This window comes from Bacillus cereus group sp. MYBK195-1 (assembly GCF_051916605.1).
Lineage (GTDB): Bacteria > Bacillota > Bacilli > Bacillales > Bacillaceae_G > Bacillus_A > Bacillus_A cereus.
In genome coordinates this window covers 42,938-64,908 of sequence record NZ_JBQAGZ010000006.1, presented here as the reverse complement: position 1 = coordinate 64,908, position 21,971 = coordinate 42,938, and the positions used below count along the sequence as shown (strand labels likewise).

Here is a 21,971-nt window from a genome sequence, read left to right as displayed (position 1 = left end):
TTATACTGTCACTTTCTCTTCTACTCGTTTATGAAGAGCAATAAATTCTTCAGCCAGTTCTTTCACTGTAATTGCATTCATTAAATGATCTTGTGCATGCACTAACAGTAAACTGATTTCTGCATGATTTCCTCTTGCTTCTTCTTGAATTAAGTCTGTTTGAATGCGATGAGCTGCTGAAATCTCTTCACTAGCAAGTGTCATCTTTTCACTCGCATTCTCAAAATCTCCTTGTCTTGCAAAAGCAATTGCTTCAAGCGCCGCGCTTCTCGCATTGCCACCATGTAAAATTAACGCAAATGGAGTTTGCATATCAGCCATTTTAAATTCCCCCAAGCTATATGTTTTCTATATTTTTATCTTATTATGAAAACGCATACAATTAAACATAAAAAACTTCCGTTATGTAACGGAAGTTTTTATATACTTTTTCAAAATGATAATAAAATTTCTTGAAAATCTTCAATTACCTCAGTCTGAGTAAGTTTCTCTATCGTAGTTTGACTAGACATAATATCATATAAAAAATCATAAAGCCTTTGCAAATCTTCATTATTATTGCGCTTTACACTAAATAAAATAATTACTTGTACTTTTTTATCTCCCCAATCAACAGCCTTTTCAAGTGTGCAAAACATCAAAAAAGTTTCCTCACTTAATAACTGCATCGGATGCGGAATCGCAACTGAATTCCCAACCGCTGTCGGAGACGTATTTTCTCTCTCCATAACAGAAGCATAAAAGTTTTTTGGTACATAGCGTTTCTCAGCAGCTTTTTCACATAAAAACTGAATAACATCCTCTTTCGTAGAAGCATTATGATTTAAAAAGATTAAATCTTCCTTAATATAAGGCTGCACACTAGTATTCACATGCGTAAACAACCGCTGATCAATCGATTTAATCTCTTTATCATCAAATATTGAATTCACTTTTATAACTGGAACAGGCAAGCCACTCGGTATATGAATCGTACTAATAATACAATCTATTTTTTCTTTATAAAGATCTTCTACTTTCAATTGATAATAGCCTGTAATACCTACAATCTCTAATTTATCTCGGAACTGTGATAAAATTTTATATTTTAATAGTTGTGCACTTCCTTGACCAGTCGCACAAACTAATAAGCATCTTTTCTTTTGATTTTGCTCCTGCAAACGGCCCATCGCTCCGCCGAAGTGAATTGCAATATAACCAATTTCACTTTCAGGGATCGATTCACCCGTATATTCACCAATGATATCTCCAACGAGAACAGCAATTTCAAAAGCATACGGATAATTCTTTTTCACTTCTGCCAAAAGAGGATTTCTCGTATTTAGCTTATACTTCAAACGATTTAATAACGTTTTTAAATGAATACCAAATCCAAATAATAATTCTTCATCATAATAAAAAATAAGATTCCGTTCTTCCGCTACTTTAAAAAGAATATGTTGCATAAATGCATATATATCTTTCCCTAATAGCTCTTCTACATTTTCATAGCGATCTCTCGTTGTAACAGCAGTACTTAATAAATGCATCGTCACATATAATACTTCTTCTTCTGGAAATGAAAATTTCAACTCTTTCTCTAAATCTCCTAAAATCTGCTTCGCAATTGTATATTCTTTCTTTAGTATAAGTTCTGATTGCTCCGCATGCAGTCCTTTTATATAATGTTGACTTTGACAACGCTTTAATGCGATTGCAATATGAATGACTAAATTATCAATTTCTATATCAGATAAATATATTGTTCCGCCTTCAATATACTTTAATATAATTGAACGAATGAGTGATATATGAGGTAGCGATAAATATGTCTCCGTCTGCTCAAATTGCTCATGAAACGGAGTATGGTCATAACGCGGTAAACCATATTGTGATAAACAAGAACGAATATTAAATTCCTCTCCAACAATACGTATACCATAATACGGTCTCTTCTCAATTTGTAATTCATAGCAACCACATATATCTGTAACATCTTTCATAATTAAATTGACCGTTGATTTGCTCACATACATCTCTTCCGCTAATTCTGAAAGCTTCACATATCCCTCTATCATTAAAACACGCTGCAGAATGTACGCTATTCTTTCTTCATAAGAAGTTGGGATCTTTTCCATCTGTTTTTGAAATAGACTCACACAAAAGTCTTCAAATCTCTTCTTTTGTATAATTTCTAATTCGTACCCATTCCCTCTTTGCGATTCGATTTTCGCTCCGTTTTCTTCCAATATATCATTTAATAATTTTATATCCTTTTGAATCGTCTTCGTTGATACATGTAAACGACCCGCTAAAAAAGCTCGATTTAACATCGATTTCTCTTCTAAAAATTCCTCTAAAATAGAAATTAATCGCTGATGCACCTTTGTCATAGCTCTTCCTCTCGCTCTTTATATATAAAGGGGGAAAAGCTGCTGAAATCAGTAGTTTTTCCCCTTTATATTCTCTCTATTTCTTTAATGTGAATCCGAATTTATCCCATGCTTGTAAATAGTCTAGTAAGAAAATCTCTTCTTCTACAATTCGACCAACTACATTTGTTTTTCCTGTATTCACCATATCTTTTAATGCAATTTGTAATTCGCCTTTATACTGGCCATATTGTTCATTATCAATTAATAAATCTCCACGCTTAATTTCGCGCGTATTATGAGGTTTAAATTCTTCTTTTTTATATTTCACACGACTTTGTGTAGAACGAATCATATATTCAGATACATCTCCGCGATAAAAATGTGGTTCGTCTAATACGATAATTCTTTCTAGTTTTGTCGTTGTATCATATAGTTCTATATCAAATGTTTGTTTCTCTTTATTTAATGCACCTAGTGCTTGTAATTCTTCTTCTGACGCATATGCGTTTGCAATAATAACATCATCAATTAATTCAGTCGCAAATAAATGCTTCGCCTGTGTTGTCATTGGTAATTCACGATGCTGCTCTAATGTACATAACCCTTCTGTTACTGGCCAAGGTCCGTATGTTGCATCAAATGATGAAATAAAAGCTGCCGTTCTCATACCGTAATCTTTAAATTGTTTCGAGCATTTAATGAAATGATCGTATGATAACCCTGAATAACGATGCGGATAAAAATTATGACAACCAATTAAATTTTCACGATTTGGTCTATGACTCATAATGTTATCTACATACTTCGTACCATTGCTCATATTAATCTCAATTTTCAAACCATACGGATTATAAGTCATAATTGATTCTTCTAATCCTGAGAAACCGACATCTAAACGAATACCGTACGCACCTAATTCATGGAAGAATGATAAATCATTATACGAAATACCTAATTGTTCAAAAACAGATGGACTAATATCAACTAATACTTGGAACCCTAATGCATTCGCATGAGAGAGCGTTTCTTTAAATTCTTCTATAATTTTCTCTTTTTCTCCATCCACAGATAATAAACATGTGAACACACGTGTAAATCCATATTTACTTGCTAATGTTAAATACTCCTTATCTTTCTCTACTGTTGAATGTTCTGGATAAATAGAAATACCTAATCGTCTCATATGTACACGCCTCTTTCTTCATCATATTGTAAACCTTTTCAAATATATGTAGTGAAAAAGTATATATCCCCTTCTTGTTCACTACTCTTTTGAATCCGCTTTCTTTAAAGAAAAAACAATTTCTATCATTCTTAACACCTACAAGTCTATACATCTATACTTTACATCTTTTTTTCATAGTTGTGTAGCTTTTACACAAATTTGTCAGTTTTTCATCTTAAAAAATTGTTATCCGTTTTCAAGACACCTTCCTTGACTGTTGCATTGGCCAATACATATACTCGAAAGAAAAGAGAAAACTTTATATAGGGGATGAATATATGGGAGAAGCAATACTCGTAAAACGAGAACCGTTATGGACGAAAGAGTTTGTTGCTTTAATTTTTGCAAACTTATGTATGTTTTTAGGGTTTCAAATGTTAATTCCAACCTTACCTGTTTATGTGAAAGAAATTGGTGGCACAAGTTCCAATATCGGATTTGTTGTCGGCATGTTTACCGTTGCGGCACTTTTTGTTAGACCGCTAACTGGGAACGCCTTGCAAAAATTCAATAAAAAAATCATTTTAATGATCGGCACTGCTATCTGTTTACTCGCTATGGGCAGTTACCTTTTCGCCTCAACTATCTTTCTCTTGCTTGCTGTTCGTATTTTACACGGAGCTGGTTTCGGTATTACAACGACTACATATGGAACTGTCGTTTCTGATTTAATTCCCTCAGCTCGCCGCGGAGAAGGCATGGGATATTTTGGCCTTTCTGGAACAATTGCAATGGCCCTCGGTCCACTTATCGGACTATGGCTTATGCAAACATATAACTTCACAATTCTTTTTTTATGTGCATTATCGTGCACAATTGTTTCATTAATATTAACGAAACTACTTCAAATCCAAAAATCGAAACAGCCTCCACAACAATCATCTAGTACTTTTCTCGATGGATTTATTGAGCGTAAAGCTTTACTTCCTTCATTATTAATATTATGTATTACATTAATGTACGGAGGAATCGGAAGTTTTATCACTCTATTTGCTACAGAAGTCGGCATAGCTGATATTAGTCTCTTCTTTTTATGTAACGCACTAGCAATCGCTGTAACTCGTCCATTCTCTGGAAAGCTATATGATGCGAAAGGCCATACATTCGTCATCATTCCGGGAGTTATTATAACTTTTACAGGCATTATTTTATTGTCGTATACGACGACAATTCCGAGCTTAATTATTGCTGCAGCATGTTACGGAAGTGGTTTTGGAGCAATCCAACCTGCACTACAAGCATGGATGATTGACCGCGTAGCACCGCATCGACGCGGCGTAGCAACGGCTACATTCTTCTCCGCATTTGACCTTGGAATCGGCGCTGGAGCGATTATATTTGGATTTATTGCTCATTTTACAAACTATGCAACTGTATATCGTTACTCCTCTCTATTACTTATTGCTTTTCTCTTCATTTACATTACAAGCATAAGAAAACAAAAGCATGGCGATAAAAACACGGAAAAAGCTGCTGGATAATTCAGTGGCTTTTTTATCGTGTTAAAAGAATTATTTCCCCTCGTTTTGCTGTTATAAAACTACATGCATTTTCCTACATATTTTTTTAACTTTCATCAAAAAATATACGATGAACTCGCAGACGCTTTCCTTGATATTCAAATGAAAAATACTATTCTAAAGAGTGTGATTTATTTACAAAATTAAGATTTATACAAGATGAAAACCAATAAAATACAGCTGCTTCTTTAAGGTATTGTAAACTTTTCTACCCTTTGTAAATTTAGTGTAAATTTTACTAGCAAACCGTTTACAGTGACTCAAGGTTCAGTTAATAATTACATCGTATATGAAATTTAAGGAGTGGAATGCGTGGAATATAATGTTCAAGATATGATCTTCCAGTTCATTGGTGGATTAGGTATTTTCTTATTCGGGATTAAATACATGGGCGATGGACTGCAACAAGCAGCTGGAGATCGTCTTCGTGATATTCTAGATCGTTTTACAACAAACCCACTCATGGGTGTACTAGCAGGTATGTTAGTTACGGTATTAATCCAATCCAGTTCAGGAACAACCGCTTTAACAGTCGGACTTGTAAGTGCAGGATTTATGACATTAAGACAAGCAATCGGTGTTATTATGGGTGCAAACATCGGTACGACAGTTACTGCATTTATTATCGGAATTAAAATCGGAGAATACGCTCTCCCAATTATGGCAGTTGGAGCTATCTTATTATTCTTCTTTAAAAATAAAAAAGTACATTCTTTAGGTCAAGTTATATTCGGCTTTGGTATGTTATTCTTCGGTTTGGAATTAATGAGCACAGGTATGAAACCTCTTCGCTCTTTAGAATCATTCCAAGAATTAACGGTTAGTATGAGTGATAATCCAATTTTAGGAGTTGTTGTCGGTACAGTCTTTACTTTAATTGTACAAAGTTCAAGTGCAACTATCGGTATTTTACAAGAACTATTCGGTCAAGGTGCAATCGATTTACAAGCTGCCCTTCCTGTATTATTCGGTGATAACATCGGTACAACAATTACAGCTGTATTAGCAGCAATCGGTACTTCTATTGCCGCAAGACGTGCAGCATTAGTTCACGTTATCTTTAATATCGTCGGTACAATTATATTTACGATTTTATTAGTACCATTTACAAGCTTAATTCAATATTTCCAAACATCATTAAACTTAAATCCAGAAATGACAATTGCATTTGCACACGGAACATTTAACGTAACAAATGCAGTTATTCAATTCCCATTCATCGCTGTATTAGCATGGATTGTAACAAAACTTATTCGCGGCGAAGATTCTGCTATTGATTTCAAACCGCAGCATTTAAACCCAATTTTTATTGAGCAATCTCCAGCTATCGCTTTAACAGAAGCTCAAAAAGAAATTATCCGTATGGCTGAGTTTTCATTACATGGATTAAAAGAAGCAAACCAATTTTTAAATACACAAGACAAAAAACACGCTGACATGGCTACTCAATTAGAAGGAGCTATTAACAATTTAGATAAAAAAATTACCGAGTATTTAGTTTTACTATCAGAAAAGCCGCTTTCGCCTACGGATTCTGAAAAACATTCCGTTTTAGCAGGTGTTGTTGGAGATATTGAACGTGTCGGTGATCATGTAGAAAACCTTGTAGAACTTGTAGATTTCCAAATTTCAAACCGTGTTTCACTATCAGACGAAGCATTAGCTGAATTAAACGAAATGCTTGAGTTAACAATTTCAACACTACAAGACTCAGTTGAAGCTTTAACAAACTTCGATACTGAACTAGCTCAAACTGTTATTGCTAAAGAACGCAAAATCGACCAAATGGAACGTGTTCTTCGTAAACGTCACGTATTACGTCTAAACGAACGCAGCTGTTCAGGTGATGCAAGTATCATCTTCGTCGATATGGTAAGTAACTTAGAGCGCATTGGCGATCACGCTGTAAATATCGCTGACGGTGTTTTAGGTGAACAAGGAAAAATCAATTTAAAACAATCATTATAATAAGAAAGAGACGCTAACGTAAGCGTCTCTTTCTTATTATATTTTAACAACTGTTCTTCCTTTTAACTTTCCTTGCAATATAAGTGTAAACTTCCCCTCTAATTCTTCTAATGTACATTCTCCTGTATAAGATCTTAACTCTTTATTACTCCATTCATTTGCTAAGAGCGTCCACACATCACTTCTCACATCTGCTGGACATTGCACAGAATCTATCCCTAAAAGGCTTATGCCTCGTAAAATAAACGGATATACCGTTGTTTGTAATTCCTGGCCTGCCACATTACCGCATGTCGTTACACAACCACCATACTTTACTGTTTTTAAAGCTGTTTCTAACATACGTCCACCTACAGTATCAATAACTCCGGCGTATATCCCTTTTAACATCGGTCTTCCTGATTCATCATTCAATTCCGCGCGATGAATCACTTTTTTCGCTCCTAGACGTAGTAGCATATCTTCCTCTTCCATTTTTCCTGTCGCTCCTACTACGTTAAACCCCAACTTACTTAATATACTAACAGCTACACTCCCTACGCCGCCTGTAGCACCCGTTACTAAAACATCTCCCATATTAGGCTTGATTCCTGCTCCAATAAGCTTATATACCGACAAAGCCGCAGTAAAACCTGCTGTCCCATACATCATACTTTCCTTTAATGACATTCCTTCTGGTAAAGGCACGACCCAAGATGATGGCACGCGAATATATTCTCCGAAACCACCAGAGGTATTCATACCTAAGTCATATCCCGTTACAATAACTTGATCTCCTGCCTTAAAAGAGTTATCTTCACTACTCACAACTTCTCCTGCAGCATCAATTCCCGGCGTATGAGGATATGTTCTCGTAACACCTTTATTACCAGTAGCTGAAAGAGCATCTTTATAATTTAATGAAGAATAATGAACTTGTATAAATACGTCTCCCTCAGGTAAACTACTTACTTCTCTCTCAACAACTTTTCTTACAAACTGATGATTTTCCTTTTCGTTCACAACGATTGCTCGGAATGATGTATGATTCATTATGCTCTCTCCTTTATCCGTCAAATTCTTCTTTATTATATAGAAGAAATAAGTAAGCTTACTCATTTCTTCTTGGCTATATTTCAACAAATCTTACTTCCCTATCACTTTCTCATAATATATATTTTCATTTCTACTAAAAGCCCTTATACTTATTCTACATCTGACAAATAATATATAGAAAATCTGACTTTTTATAAATATATTGAATTTTTACGAAATGTAAATGTTTTGTAATGTTTTTTTTCGCTAAATTTCATTATAATAAGTGGATATGAGTGTCGTATTTCAATCCAAATGAAGGAGTACAGGAAATGGAGCAAAACCCATCTTTGCAAGAAAATACACGCAATAAACCGAAAAAAAATAAGAAAAAAATAAAAATTATTATAAGCGCTATACTATTCGTTTTATTAATAGGCGGCGGTTATACTTGGTTTTTAGTAAATAAAGCATCTTCTGCTGTTCGCAATGCCGCACACGATTTAGCACGCGGTGATAAATCTGATTTACGAGATAAAGCTGTAAAACCTATTACAAATAACGTCTCTGTTTTAATAATGGGTGTTGATGAAAGCGATGTCCGAGGAAAAGAATATGGTGAAGCTATAAGAACAGACGCCCTTTTGCTTGCAACATTTAATAAAGATAGCAAAACTGTTAAACTATTAAGTATCCCACGTGACACATATACTTATATTCCAATAGAAAAGAAAAAAGATAAAATTACACACGCTCATGCATTCGGTTCTGCTAAAAACGGAAAAAATGGTGGACCACAAGCAAGCATTGATGCAGTTGAAAAATTAATGAATGTTCCTGTCGATTATTTTGTAAAATTCAACTTTAAATCATTTATAAAAATCGTCGATGACTTGGGCGGTGTTGAAGTTGATGTACCAGTTGAATTTACTGAGCAAGATAGCAATGATAATGCTGAGGCTATTCACCTAGAAAAAGGTGTTCAAAAGCTAAATGGCGAAGAAGCTCTTGCTCTTGCTAGAACAAGACACATCGATAGTGATGCCATGCGTGGACAACGTCAACAACTCGTTATCGAGGCTATTTTAAAGAAACTAACAAGTGTTGGTTCTGTAACAAAAGTTGGTAACATCATTGATGATATTAACGGACAATTCGTTACAAACTTAACATTTGATGATATGCTTTCATTCTATAAATATGGATCGGATTCGGAAATTGAGAAATTACAAATCCAAGGTGATGATTGCTATATGGCAAAAGGTGACGATACTTGTAGCAAATCTGCTGGTGGTGGTCGAACTTACTACTACAATCCAGATAAAAAAGAATTAGCTAATGTTACAAATGAACTTCGTACTCATCTTGGGCTACCTGCATATACAAAGTCTGGCTCAGACTCTGATTCGAAAAAGACAAAAGAATCTAAGTCTGAAAATTCAAGTGAGCGCGAATCAAGTAACAATGAAGTGAAAAATAAGAACAAAAATAGCAGTGAAGATACAGAAACATCGTCTAACGACAATGAATAGTAAAGAAGCAGTACTCTATGGAGGTAGAGTACTGCTTCTTTTTATTTCGTCAGAATCAAAAATCAGAACTTTCTAACTATCTTTTTCAATATTTTTAAATTATAATAAATAGTAGCAATCTATTCCAATTATCAGGGGGCTCATACATATGAAAGCTGCAGTAAAACATAACATCTCAGATTTTAAAGACTACTTAAAATCCAACGATATATACATGGAAGAAAATATAGATGAAAATGATGGCTCTGTTCATTTTTCAGTAGGATTAGAGACAGAAGCTGGCGCAAAAATTCAACTTATCGCTGCTTTCCAAAACGAACATCCTACGGTGGATATATACTGCTTCAATGTTGCTCACGTGCCTGATGCAACATCAACAAATGATATTTTACATCTCATTAATGAATTAAATACATCTTATCGCTTTGCAAAATTCACATTAAATAAGCAAAATGCAATTGATATTTCAACATCTCTTGCATTCTCAGAACCAAACTTTAATCCAGCACTTGTCTTTGAACATACGAGAATGCTATATAAATTAGCGAATGACGAATATAAAAACTTAATGAAAGTTATTTGGGCATAAAGTAAAACTATAATCCGTGAGGTTTACGGGCAATAAATAAAAGGACGGGCTGTAAGCAGCACCGTCCTTTTATTTTGATATCATATCGATCCACATCTTAACAGCAGTGCCGACAATTAAAATCGATAACATATATTGTAGTACTTTTTGATTTATCCTCTTCCCGACTCGCGCTCCAAGTGGCGCAGCAAATATACTTGCAACCGCAATAATTAGAGCTGGAATCACAACTACTTGCCCAGTAATCACTTTTCCAGTCGTAATCCCTACTGAGGAAATAAACGTAATAGCGATAGATGTTGCTATCGTCATGCGCAATGGTAATTTTAAAATAACTAGCATAATAGGAACTAAAAGAAATGCACCGCCAGCTCCAATAATACCGGAAACACCTCCTACAATAAATGCTAACAAACTTGCTAACCATTTATTATAATGAACTGCTCCGCTATTATTTTTCTTCGGTACAAACATCATAATAGCAGCAATTGTGGCTAAAGCTGCATAAACAACATTGACCGTATGTTCCGCTAATACGTTAGCACCAAAACTCCCTATGAAACTTCCTATTAATATACTAGCTCCCATATATACAACTAGCGTTTTATCCATATCATTACTTTTCCGATAGGCCCATGCCCCTGCAAAAGTTGCAAAGAATACTTGCACCGCTGTAATACCGCTCACTTCATGTGATGTATAGCCAGAAAATCCTAGCAATACCGGAATGTATAAGATCATCGGATAATTAATAATCGCACCGCCAATTCCAACCATTCCTGATATAAACGATCCTATAAATCCAATTATAAAAAGTAATACGACTAAGCTCATCTTACATCCCCTCCCTTCTAGAAAGAAGATGAATTAAATGAATAAGTTTACATTTCCATCCGAAGCATCTGCTAAATAAGCTCCTACTCCTGCAAACTCTACCCCTTCCATAATCTCTTCCTCTTTTAACCCTAATAAATCTACTGTCATTTGACAAGCGACAAGTTTAATCCCCTGTTCTTTCGCCAAATCGATTAAATCTGGTAAAGGCATCGCATTATGTTTTTTCATAATACCTTTAATCATCTTTGGTCCCATACCTGCAAAATTCATTTTTGATAATCCCATCTTATCCGCACCGCGTGGCATCATTTTTCCAAACACTTTTTCTATAAAAGGTTTCTTTACCTTCACATGCTCATCTTTCCTTAAAGCATTTAATCCCCAAAAAGTATGAAAAATAGTTACCTCTTGATCATACGCCGCTGCACCATTTGCAATAATATAAGCAGCCATTGCTTTATCATAATCTCCGCTAAATAAAACGATTGTTGTTTTCTTCTGTTGTTCCATGTTGTTCTCCCTCCGATTACCTATAGGGGTATTTCATCATTTATAAAAAGGTTCAAATCATGTATCTCTGTACTATACGACTTTACCTTCCCATGCTAACATACCACCTACCATATTAATTGCTTGAAAACCGTAGCTCTCTAAAAACTGAACTGCTCGTGCACTTCTTCCGCCAGAACGACAAACGATAATATACTCTTTCTTTTTATCCAACTCATGCATACGAAACTCTAATAGTCCTAGTGGAATATTACACGCTTCTGGAATTTTCCCTTCGGCTACTTCTTCTACTTCACGTACGTCCACGATATTTACTGCTTCTTTACGTAACAATTTTTCTTCCAATTCTTTTACTGTCATTTCTTTCATTTTAAATTCCCTCCTCACAAACCATTCATACCGCCTGAAACATTGATAACGTGCTGAAATCCTAATTTCTTTAATACCTTTGCTGCTTGCTTACTTCTCATCCCGCTCTGACAAATAACAATTACTTCCTTATTTTTATCTAACTGATTTGCCTTACTCGCTAACTCATTTAGTGGGATATTTTGAAACCCTTTCATATGATTCCCTCTATACTCACCTACTGTACGTACATCGATAAATTGTTTATTCTTTTGCCCCATCATACGTTTTAAATCTTTTCCTGAAATATTTTTTACTCCTCTAACTGGTAAGAAGCGAGAAATAATAAACCACGATACAAGTACAATTAAGATTACATTCAATATTGTCTTTACATCCATAAAACTATTTAAACTCCTTCTATGCCTTTTTCCCGTCCAAATATATACTATAGCTTTGAATATGGAACCCTTTCTTTCTTAAAAAACGAACACTTAAATTCCGATCCACTTTATTATGAACAATAAGATGCAAAGGCTTATTTGGTATTTCATGATAATACCGTTTTAAATACGCATACGGTATACACATAATTCTAGAAGTGTTATCACTGTGACTCTCTGTATAATTGCGTACATCTACAACAACACTTTCCATTTTCCTTACTTGTTCTAACGAAATATATGCAACATTTAAAACCGGAATGTAACGTTTTACTAAACTTCCTAGCATCGATACTATTAGAGATATAACTATATAAGACATATATGATTATCCTCTTTACTTTCAATAATAAGCAGAGGATGTAATCTTCCACTTATTATTGAACCGCTATGCTTTCTTGATCCAGAACTTTAATTCACCAGATTCTTCCGTGTGTTTTAACACTTCATGACCGCCTTTTTGTGACCATGCTGGAATATCTTTAATCGCACCTTTATCTGTTAAGTGTACTTCTAACACTTCCCCCGATTGTAATGCTTCCATTGCTTTCTTTGTTTTTACAATTGGCATTGGACATGCTAATCCTTTTACATCTAATACTTCTTTCACTTTCATCTTGTTTGCCTCCTATTTTTATAATTAAGCTTTCTTAATCCAGAACTTTAATTCGCCTTCTTCTTCTGTATGCTTTAACACCTCATGACCGCCTTTTTGTGACCATGCTGGAATATCTTTAATCGCACCTTTATCTGTTAAGTGTACTTCTAACACTTCCCCCGATTGTAATGCTTCCATTGCTTTCTTTGTTTTTACAATTGGCATTGGACATGCTAATCCTTTTACATCTAATACTTCTTTCACTTTCATCTTATATACCTCCTATTTTTATTACATTTGAAATCGAATTAATTATGAACAGCACAACGGTTTGGACCAATCTCCATTTCACGCTCTTCGTCTTGACTTGGATTTAATCGCCCCATATTTGTTTGACGAATTTCTTGATATGCATTCGGTTGAGGTGGTAAATTCTCCGTTACAACTTTACGAAACTCTCCCTCATCCTCAATATTTAATCCTGCATTATACGCAAATAAATCTTTTAATTTAGCACTAACAATACCACTCTCGTCCATTTCACTTATTTTTGAATAATGAGCCGGTAACACAACTAAGTTTTGAGATAGTTCTTTATATCTGCTATACAAAGTAGTACGTAAATCACTTACCCAATCTTCAGCTTTCCCAGCAAGGTCTGGACGTCCAATTGAATCTACAAATAAAATATCACCTGATAATAAATAGGAATCATCTACAATAAATGACGTACTTCCAATCGTATGCCCCGGTGAGTATAATGCATCAATTTCAATTTTAGTACCCCCCACCGTAATAACAGATCCTTCAACAAGTGGTTTATATGAGAACACAACTTCCTCTGCATCTTTTGGCGGTAACCAATACGTACCACCTACTTTTTCCGCTAACTTACGTCCGCCAGAAATATGGTCTGCATGTAAATGTGTATCCATTACATTCGTAATCGTAACGCCATGCTCTTTCGCAAACTCTTCGTACGCTTCAACTGTTCTTACTGCATCAATAACTGCTGCTTCACCGTTTGAAATAACCATATATGATAAGCAACCTTTTCCAAGACGGTTAAACTGATACATACTTCCGCCATCTTTTAAATCTCCCACTTTTATAGGCTTTACATATTCACTCCAAGCCTTCATACCACCAGATAAATAGTAAATATTTTCTAATCCAGCCTCTGTTAATTGCTCTGCTACAAATATAGAAGACCCTTCTTTTGCACATACTACTAAAACATCTTTATCTTTAGGTAGTTCACTGACAATACGATCTACACCCTCTAATAAATCAAAGTACGGCACATTCATTGAAGTAACTTCTTTTCCTTCAATTTTCCAACCTTCATAATCCGCCTCATTACGAACATCTAAAATAAACAACTCTCCGAATAAAACTTTCTCTGCAACATCTTTTGCTTGTAATGCTTTAACATTCATCTCATTACCCCCGTAGGTATATTTTTATTTAAAAAATTTTATTTTTCCACATTCCCTTTCCACTCTAACATGCCTGGGATGACATTTTTCACATTTGCATAACCTTTCTCTTTCAACATGTGACAAGCTACATCACTACGGTTACCAGTTCGACAAACGACGTAAATTTGCTTCGTCTGATCTAATTCCGCACTACCAAGTTCGCCTAATGGAACTGAAATAGCCGATGGAATATGACCAAAAGCGAATTCCGCCGCTTCACGAACATCTACTATAATACACTCTTCACCACTTAATACTATCTCTTCCAATTCAGCATTCGTAATTGTATGAGGATATTTCACAATTTCATTCACTTCATGCTCGTTTGCTTTCCTAACATAATGCACCAATACATTATCCTCGTGTTTCGTCCCGATATATTGATGTCCTACTTTACCCGCCCAACTTTTTATATCTACCGTAGATCCTTTATCTGTTGCCTGAACTTCAATCACTTGCCCTGGTGCTAATCCTTCTATCGCCTTCTTCGTTTTCACAATCGGCATCGGACAAGCCAACCCTTTACAATCTAAACTCATATCCACTTTTATATTCATAGTCGATTCCTCCATAATTTATATACATATACCTGTAGGGGTATATTAAAATGTTTTTGAAAATCTGTCAACAATTATGTCTGACAGATTATCGGCTTTTTACAAGTAATTGAACAGCTTCTTTAATTAACTCTTCATTTGAAGCATTACCGCTTTCAAACTGCTCACGCAAACATTGCTCTAAATTTGTCCCAACAACAAGTCCAATTGTACGATCAAGTGCAGAACGAGATGCCGTTAACTGTGTAATAACCTCTCGGCAATCTTTTCCTTCTTCCATCATACGAAGTACACCACGAACTTGACCTTCAATACGTTTCAATCTATTTTTCATATCTTGATTATATTCCATCCTATAATCACCTCATTACCATTATGTCACTATTTATAACCTATGACAATATATTATACCCTATAGGGTATTTTGTAAACCCCTATTTTTAATATTTATCTTATATGTTCACAAAACAAGAAGTGAAACCTTACTATATAGGCTTTCATCTTCCACCAAATTTTGAAGTGGAAGATGAAAAAATATTAATATACAACACGTTCTGGTACTACTGTTCCGTATAATTTAAAGCCACCATCTAAGTTCTTTACCTTATATCCTTTTTCCATTAACATGCGCGCTGCAACATACCCTCTCATACCAAGTTGGCAAGTGATATATATTTCTTTGTCCATTGGCACTTCATCCAATCGATCACGTAATTCATCTAACGGAATATTAATAGAACCTTTCATCATTCCTTGTTTGAGTTCATTCGGCTCTCGAACATCAATAAGATACCCACCATTTTCAACAATACGATCTATTTCATGCCATTGTACTGTGTCCACGAAACCATCTACTATATTACTTGCTGCATACCCCACCATGTTTACTGGGTCTTTTGCAGAAGAATAGGGCGGGGCATATGATAATTCTAAATCCGGCAAATCGATTACAGTTAAGTTTGCCTTCATTGCCGTTGCGATAACATCAATACGTTTATCTACACCGTCACACCCTAACGCCTGCGCCCCATACATTTTTCCGCTTTCTTTATTAAAAATTAATTTTATTAGCACTGGCGTAGCATTCGGATAATATCCTGCATGCGAATTCGCCTGTACATGTACTACCTCATAGGGTATATTTAATCGTTTTAATATTTTCTCATTCACTCCAGTCGAAGCAACTGTTAAATCAAAAACTTTAGCTACAGAAGTTCCCATCGTACCTTTATATAAAGAATCCGTATGGCCATGAATAATATCTGCTAACATGCGACCTTGACGATTAGCTGGCCACGCTAAAGGAATCATCGTTTCTGTTTCTGTAACAAAATCTTTCACTTCAATCGCATCACCAATTGCATATACATGTGGATCTGATGTTTGAAATCTCTCATTTACCTTTATCGTTCCTCTAACTCCTAATGCTAATCCTGCCTCTTTCGCTAAACTATTCTCTGGTTGTACACCAATTGCTAAAATAATCATATCTGTTTTTATAACTGAGCCACTTTTTAAACGTACAATAGCCCCGTCTTCTTCTAACGCATCTACACCATCTTCTAAAACAAGCTCAACATTGTGATTTCTCATATGTTCATGTACGTATGCTGCCATTTCATAATCGATTGGTGGCATTACTTGATTCGCCATCTCTACAAGAGTAACATCAATTCCTCGTTCTCTTAAGTTTTCAACCATTTCCACTCCAATAAATCCGCCACCAATAACCGTCGCATGACGTGGTTTCTTCTCATCAATATACGCTTTTATACGATCTGTATCAGGTACATTTCGTAACGTAAACATCGCCTTCGCTTCTTCAATACCCGGAATAGGTGGAACAATTGGTTTCGCCCCTGGTGAAAGAATTAAAATATCATATTCCTCGTTGTATGTTTCATTTGTAGTTACATTCTTTATCGTAATTGTTTTCTCTTCTTTATTAATCTTTACTACTTCACTCAATACACGTATATCTAGATTAAAGCGCTTTGACATTCTTTCAACAGTTTGTACTAATAACTTTTGTCTTTCTGTAATAACACCGCCAATATAGTATGGTAAGCCACAATTTGCAAATGAAATATATTCACCGCGCTCCACCATAATAATTTCATCTTCTTCACTTAAACGACGAAGCCTTGCAGCTACTGATGCCCCGCCAGCAACTCCGCCTACTACAACAATTTTTCTAGACATATTTCAAACCTCCATGTTATTTATTATTTGATTTCCTCATGCATTAAACAAAAACCTATACCTGTATGGGTATATGATAGAGTATAAAAAATTTAATTTCAATCAATATGTCTTTCTTTCACAAATTTGAAACAAATAAAGTGGAACTTTAATCATCCCTCACCAATCGGGCTTTTACGGACAGTTAATCCCCCACCTAACTTCTTTGCTTCCGCTGAATTTTGAGGTGGGGGTCTTACTGCCCGGCAAATAGCGAGATAAAAAAGAACTTAGATATCTCCAAGTTCTTTTACGTATAGTTCTATAACTTTCTGTACGATTAAACCAATGTATAAATACGTGTTTTGAAAATTTAAATACACCTGTATTTAAATTTTCAAAATCAATAGCTTCTTCACATAAGGTTAGATCCATTCCACGTAAAATTCTTTAATGCCACAACCTGAGAAAACGAATCCCAATGGACTCTTTTTCTACAATGATATATTTATTTTTTTCGTTGCACCTCTATCATTAATCATAACCATCTGTATCTCGTTATTTGGCAAAAATACGATATATTTTCCCGTTCTCACATTCCTCCAAATAACTTTTCCTTCTTCGTCTGTTTTCCCTATTGAGATCCCAATTTCTTTACTGGGTTCAGGTGATTCGTCTTTCATAAGTATAATTTCAAAATCTTTTATTGGCTGTTTTTCTTTATTTTTTACGTGAAAAGTTACAGAATTAACAACCTTACTAAACTTCTTTTCATTATTTGCTATAGAACTAGACATTATGATTATGACCAGTACACAACATAAAATCCATAAAAGCTTATTATATTTATTCAGACCATTTTTTAAGATTATTAAAAACATCGTCTGTCACCCGGTTTCCAGAATTCCAAGAATTACTTCCTACTGTATGGGTAGCTATTATTGTTACACCCGTGCGAGAATAGTCATGATATACGGGTGCTCCACTTTGACATCCATAAGTGTCCATCCTATATGTTAAAATTCTAGGACTAGTGCCTTCAATTGGTCCATAATCTGTCCACATAGTATATTTTTCATTTCCTACTTTATCACACGGATACCCTGGAACTACTGCGAGTAACCCCTTTGGAGACTCTACATTAGTAGTTCTATATCCTAACCACCCTGTATAATCTCCAGGAGATCCATTTAATTTAATGGCTCCATAATCAAATTCCGAATCTCCATCATCAGTCCATCCACTTACTGAATAAAGCTTTGTCCAACTATAAGGCAAATACGGTGCTTGGTTTCCATTTCTACCAGGAGTCACAATAACATTTTTTGCCCATCCACCAAGCTTTTTATTATAAACACAGTGCCCAGCTGTAAATACTGTATCTTTACTAATTAGCGCTCCTGTACACCCATAAACCTCTTGTCCATTAAATTGAATTACTATGTGTACTATAGCCCTATAAGGATACAAAGTTGTATCAGTAACTCTAATTCGATCATCTCTTCCTATTATAGAATGTGTAAGGATATTAGATGGATAATTAAAATTACTGTCTCTTAATAAGTATCCCCAATCTTCCCCACCATGTTTACGCCCTTCAAATGAAGGTGAAACAAGATCTTCTCCCCTTCGATCATTACTATACAAAGATTGTTCTTGAAAAAGTACACGTTCTCCCTCATTTGAAACTGATGTCCACGGTACATCTTCTGCATACACCTTCTGATTCACCAAAAATACTATACAAAAAAAGATAAAAAGAACACCAAAACTATAAAGAGCCAACCTACATCTTATAGAAATAAAGCTATACAACATAACTTACCTCCTATACAAATGATAGCGAACAATTGAAGATCCCTTTATAAATTCTAGTTTTTCTTTTTTTAAAAGTCAACGTAATTAATAATGATAATCATTATTAATTACGTTGACTTAACAAAATCACACAATTAGTCATATTCTTTACTCTGCGTTCAAAAATCTGTCTCATTAAAGTTTCACCATATTACATAAATCCATAACCTTTTTCACAATCAACTCCGCAGTATTCTCTCCCGGTGGCATTAACAAATTTGTAACTGTTCCATACACAATAGGACTTAATTCTACTTCATATCCGCCATATGCATATTCGTCTTTTGTCGGTAAATAACCAAGATATCCGTTCATATATCCACCAAAGAAAGCCAATTCATTTTGAAGGCTCTCTTTCATTTCTAAGGCAGTTTCTGAAAAAGGTTCCATCGGTATACCTAAAAACATACCATCATTAACTTGAAACAGTTGCACTTCTAAATCAATACTTAACCGCCGAATACCTTGCCTATATTTCTCTAAAACGATAGTAAGCCATTCTTCCGTATTTACGCCCCACTGCTTCTCAGCTAATCGAGCCATGCTTCGTATCTCATCAATTTCAGGAATATCATTCAACTTCATTTGCACCGTACTTGAAACTGTCCTTAAATTTAAAATTGGGCTATATGTAACTGCTGGCAACATCGTTAATATATGTCCACTAAGTATGTAAGCCATTTGTTTTAACGCTTCACTTGAACCGCGATACTTTGCATTTACATTACCAGCAGCTCCTTGCACAATAATAACAGGACAGTTTACGATTTTCTCAAGAATCTCTCTCGTCATTCCAGGATAATCTGCTGATAATACATCGCTATCACCTTTTAAAACATTCGGATGCGCAGTACAAAATACTAAAACCCCAGATAACTCCTTCGTTTCAGCATCTCTTATTGCTAACATACCAATTCGTTTATCTACAACACCATCTATATTTGTTCCCATCTTCGCTTTTCCATCAGATGTTCTCTCTCTTCGATTGACCCCAATATCACCTGTCGTAACACTCCAGCCAACTTCACATCGCTTCAAGTTTTTATTAGCAGTAACAGCACCTTGCACCACATTATTTACTAAAATCGTTTTATACGACTGTACGAGCGAATTATCACCGACCGTTTCTGGACCAGAGTGGGTATGTGTATAAACAACTGTTATTCGCTCAAATGGAACATGAAGCCTACTTGCTACTCGCTCACGAATCATATTCGTATCTTCTACTAACATTCCAATATTATCAATACTTATAAACACAGTTTTCATTTCATCTTTTTCAAATACAAAAACTGTCCCATAAATACGCTCTTCAATATTATTTATTCCTGTCTCTCTATGATATCCGACAAAATCAATACCTACAGGCGGCGTAATATCAACCTTGCATACCCCTACTTTGCTCATTTTAATCGCTCCATTTCTCTATATAACTCCCTTTTTTCAAGAATGGAATATTTTTCCTATTTTAAATAAAAAAGAACGGACACAGTATCCTATGTCCGTTCTTCCCCTCACACATACTTCCGATGCACCATCTTCCCATCATAAGAAAACACAACGCCCTTACTCTCCACAATGGACTCCATATGCACCGTTCTTCCCCATAATTGATGAAGATATGGCAGTACTTTTTCTAAGTATTTTAAATCGAGCTCGATTCCTTCGTAACTATGTTTAATGTATAATTCTCCGTTCTTTAAGTAGTCTCCATCTTCTACTACTAAGTACGGGAACCCACCATTTGTCCGCATATTTACGAGTTGATCACGCACATTCTCCCATTCTTTATCTATTACTTTATATTCTTTTCCTTGGCGCTGGAATAAGTACATATCTTCTCGCATAACAAGATCTTTATTTAAGTAGTTTCTTAAGAACGATACGTCCCACTCAATTTCACGTACTTCAAAAATTTTGTCTCGACCAGATCCTGGTTTTACACCGCGTCGTTTCATTTCTTCTGTCGGGTTGTTGTAGCGCTCCTCTATATCTTCAAACATTTTAATACCGAGGTAGTATGGGTTAATGCTTGTTTTTGATGGTTGAACTACACCTGCATTAAGCTTTGCAAATTCAATCGCTTCAGAAGATGTTAAGTCCATTTCACGGAGTATGCGTTGATGCCAGAAGGAAGCCCAGCCTTCATTCATAATCTTCGTTTCAAGCTGTGGCCAGAAATATAACATTTCCTCGCGCATCATCGTTAATATGTCGCGCTGCCACTCTTCTAGCTCACGGCTATATTCTTCAATAAAGAGGAGTAAATCTTTTTCTGGCTGCGGTGGGATTTTCTTCTTTTTATGCATATTAGGTCGTTCCCTCTTTTTGTTTCGATCATCTAAATTCCATAAATCATCGTACTGTGATATCTTCTTCTTTTTTACATCCTCTTCTAAATCTCCAATACTCCAAGCAAGTTTCGGACGCATAAGCGATGGATCAATATGTTCTTGAATGGCAAGTACTGCATCCAAGAACGTTTCTACCTCTTCTCTTCCATACTTATGTTCATACGCCTTCACACGATCTGCTGTCGCTGCCATACTCTCCACCATATCGCGTTTCGTATTAGAGAAACGAATATTATTTTTGAAGAAATCACAGTGCGCTAAAACGTGCGCTACAATTAATTTATTTTGAATTAAAGAATTCGTATCTAATAAAAAGGCGTAACATGGATCAGAGTTAATAACGAGTTCGTATATTTTACTAAGACCTAAATCGTATTGTAATTTCATTCTGAAAAACTGTTTTCCAAAACTCCAATGTGAAAACCTCGTCGGCATCCCATATGCACCGAATGTATAAATAATTTCCGCTGGACATACTTCATAACGCATCGGATAAAAATCAAGCCCAAATCCAGTCGCAATTTCCGTAATTTCCGCAATCGCATATTGCAGTGCTTTATCGTCACTTGCTCTCATTATTTTCCCTCCTTACACTTTCCCTTA

23 protein-coding genes are annotated in these 21,971 nt (G+C 35.3%); 4 read left to right on the top strand and 19 right to left on the bottom strand.

From position 1 onward, the window contains the following. From ACTFRY_RS21945 to ACTFRY_RS21935, 3 genes are all read right to left on the bottom strand, one after another. Positions 1 to 321 (bottom strand): PTS lactose/cellobiose transporter subunit IIA, encoded by a 321-nt coding sequence (locus tag ACTFRY_RS21945; protein WP_098616981.1) that lies wholly within the window; start codon positions 319 to 321, stop codon positions 1 to 3. A gap of 110 nt (positions 322 to 431) precedes the next feature. Next, positions 432 to 2,372 (bottom strand): BglG family transcription antiterminator, encoded by a 1,941-nt coding sequence (locus tag ACTFRY_RS21940; RefSeq protein WP_098616982.1) that lies wholly within the window; start codon positions 2,370 to 2,372, stop codon positions 432 to 434. Positions 2,373 to 2,448: 76 nt separating this feature from the next. Next, positions 2,449 to 3,537, bottom strand: a complete 1,089-nt coding sequence (locus ACTFRY_RS21935; protein WP_098616983.1) for a DUF871 domain-containing protein — start codon at positions 3,535 to 3,537, stop codon at positions 2,449 to 2,451. 320 nt (positions 3,538 to 3,857) lie between these two features. On the opposite strand from ACTFRY_RS21935, the gene ACTFRY_RS21930 reads away from it, so the two are divergent. Both ACTFRY_RS21930 and ACTFRY_RS21925 read left to right on the top strand, forming a co-directional pair. Beyond that, positions 3,858 to 5,060, top strand: a complete 1,203-nt coding sequence (locus tag ACTFRY_RS21930; protein WP_000503237.1) for an MFS transporter — start codon at positions 3,858 to 3,860, stop codon at positions 5,058 to 5,060. 351 nt (positions 5,061 to 5,411) lie between these two features. Beyond that, positions 5,412 to 7,067, top strand: a complete 1,656-nt coding sequence (locus ACTFRY_RS21925; protein WP_000456265.1) for a Na/Pi cotransporter family protein — start codon at positions 5,412 to 5,414, stop codon at positions 7,065 to 7,067. Positions 7,068 to 7,103: 36 nt separating this feature from the next. Here ACTFRY_RS21925 and ACTFRY_RS21920 read toward each other — a convergent pair whose 3' ends face one another. Next, a complete protein-coding gene (locus ACTFRY_RS21920; protein ID WP_098616985.1) occupies positions 7,104 to 8,099 on the bottom strand; it encodes a YhdH/YhfP family quinone oxidoreductase in 996 nt (331 codons plus the stop codon). A 314-nt stretch (positions 8,100 to 8,413) separates the two neighbouring features. On the opposite strand from ACTFRY_RS21920, the gene ACTFRY_RS21915 reads away from it, so the two are divergent. Next, on the top strand, positions 8,414 to 9,613 hold the full coding sequence (locus tag ACTFRY_RS21915) for an LCP family protein (RefSeq protein WP_000437393.1): 1,200 nt from the start codon (positions 8,414 to 8,416) through the stop codon (positions 9,611 to 9,613). Between the two features lie 148 nt (positions 9,614 to 9,761). Continuing rightward, positions 9,762 to 10,202, top strand: coding sequence for a YbjN domain-containing protein (locus ACTFRY_RS21910; RefSeq protein ID WP_000642360.1), 441 nt, complete (start codon positions 9,762 to 9,764; stop codon positions 10,200 to 10,202). A gap of 69 nt (positions 10,203 to 10,271) precedes the next feature. Here ACTFRY_RS21910 and ACTFRY_RS21905 read toward each other — a convergent pair whose 3' ends face one another. From ACTFRY_RS21905 to spoVR, 15 genes are all read right to left on the bottom strand, one after another. Further along, positions 10,272 to 11,036, bottom strand: a complete 765-nt coding sequence (locus ACTFRY_RS21905) for a sulfite exporter TauE/SafE family protein (protein WP_098616986.1) — start codon at positions 11,034 to 11,036, stop codon at positions 10,272 to 10,274. A 33-nt stretch (positions 11,037 to 11,069) separates the two neighbouring features. Next, positions 11,070 to 11,549 carry a DsrE/DsrF/DrsH-like family protein gene (locus ACTFRY_RS21900; protein WP_016117197.1) on the bottom strand — a complete coding sequence of 160 codons (480 nt, stop codon included), beginning with the start codon at positions 11,547 to 11,549 and terminating at the stop codon, positions 11,070 to 11,072. 72 nt (positions 11,550 to 11,621) lie between these two features. Beyond that, positions 11,622 to 11,918, bottom strand: a complete 297-nt coding sequence (locus ACTFRY_RS21895) for a rhodanese-like domain-containing protein (RefSeq protein ID WP_000661816.1) — start codon at positions 11,916 to 11,918, stop codon at positions 11,622 to 11,624. A 14-nt stretch (positions 11,919 to 11,932) separates the two neighbouring features. Further along, a complete protein-coding gene (locus ACTFRY_RS21890) occupies positions 11,933 to 12,298 on the bottom strand; it encodes a rhodanese-like domain-containing protein (RefSeq protein ID WP_000382694.1) in 366 nt (121 codons plus the stop codon). Between the two features lie 19 nt (positions 12,299 to 12,317). Continuing rightward, positions 12,318 to 12,662, bottom strand: coding sequence for a hypothetical protein (locus ACTFRY_RS21885; RefSeq protein WP_000120509.1), 345 nt, complete (start codon positions 12,660 to 12,662; stop codon positions 12,318 to 12,320). Positions 12,663 to 12,728: 66 nt separating this feature from the next. Then, complete coding sequence (locus tag ACTFRY_RS21880) at positions 12,729 to 12,956, bottom strand: sulfurtransferase TusA family protein (protein ID WP_000864996.1); 228 nt, start codon at positions 12,954 to 12,956, stop codon at positions 12,729 to 12,731. 24 nt (positions 12,957 to 12,980) lie between these two features. Continuing rightward, a complete protein-coding gene (locus tag ACTFRY_RS21875) occupies positions 12,981 to 13,208 on the bottom strand; it encodes a sulfurtransferase TusA family protein (RefSeq protein ID WP_016117195.1) in 228 nt (75 codons plus the stop codon). Positions 13,209 to 13,246: 38 nt separating this feature from the next. Further along, complete coding sequence (locus ACTFRY_RS21870) at positions 13,247 to 14,377, bottom strand: MBL fold metallo-hydrolase (RefSeq protein ID WP_001101019.1); 1,131 nt, start codon at positions 14,375 to 14,377, stop codon at positions 13,247 to 13,249. 38 nt (positions 14,378 to 14,415) lie between these two features. Continuing rightward, a complete protein-coding gene (locus ACTFRY_RS21865; RefSeq protein ID WP_001999122.1) occupies positions 14,416 to 14,991 on the bottom strand; it encodes a sulfurtransferase TusA family protein in 576 nt (191 codons plus the stop codon). A 73-nt stretch (positions 14,992 to 15,064) separates the two neighbouring features. Then, positions 15,065 to 15,328 carry a metal-sensitive transcriptional regulator gene (locus ACTFRY_RS21860; RefSeq protein WP_000456205.1) on the bottom strand — a complete coding sequence of 88 codons (264 nt, stop codon included), beginning with the start codon at positions 15,326 to 15,328 and terminating at the stop codon, positions 15,065 to 15,067. Positions 15,329 to 15,513: 185 nt separating this feature from the next. Beyond that, on the bottom strand, positions 15,514 to 17,178 hold the full coding sequence (cdr, locus tag ACTFRY_RS21855; RefSeq protein ID WP_098616987.1) for a CoA-disulfide reductase: 1,665 nt from the start codon (positions 17,176 to 17,178) through the stop codon (positions 15,514 to 15,516). 473 nt (positions 17,179 to 17,651) lie between these two features. Then, positions 17,652 to 18,038, bottom strand: a complete 387-nt coding sequence (locus tag ACTFRY_RS21850; protein WP_000478585.1) for a DUF2606 family protein — start codon at positions 18,036 to 18,038, stop codon at positions 17,652 to 17,654. Next, entirely contained in the window at positions 18,004 to 18,975 is a 972-nt protein-coding gene (locus ACTFRY_RS21845) for a trypsin-like serine peptidase (RefSeq protein ID WP_000966972.1), read from the bottom strand. Before ACTFRY_RS21845 ends, ACTFRY_RS21850 begins: the two co-directional genes overlap by 35 nt. 174 nt (positions 18,976 to 19,149) lie before the next feature. Next, on the bottom strand, positions 19,150 to 20,421 hold the full coding sequence (locus ACTFRY_RS21840; protein WP_098616988.1) for a neutral/alkaline non-lysosomal ceramidase N-terminal domain-containing protein: 1,272 nt from the start codon (positions 20,419 to 20,421) through the stop codon (positions 19,150 to 19,152). Positions 20,422 to 20,528: 107 nt separating this feature from the next. Then, the gene (spoVR, locus tag ACTFRY_RS21835; protein ID WP_098616989.1) at positions 20,529 to 21,944 is read right to left on the bottom strand and encodes a stage V sporulation protein SpoVR; all 1,416 of its coding nucleotides are present in this window, start codon (positions 21,942 to 21,944) and stop codon (positions 20,529 to 20,531) included. Positions 21,945 to 21,971: the final 27 nt, after the last annotated feature.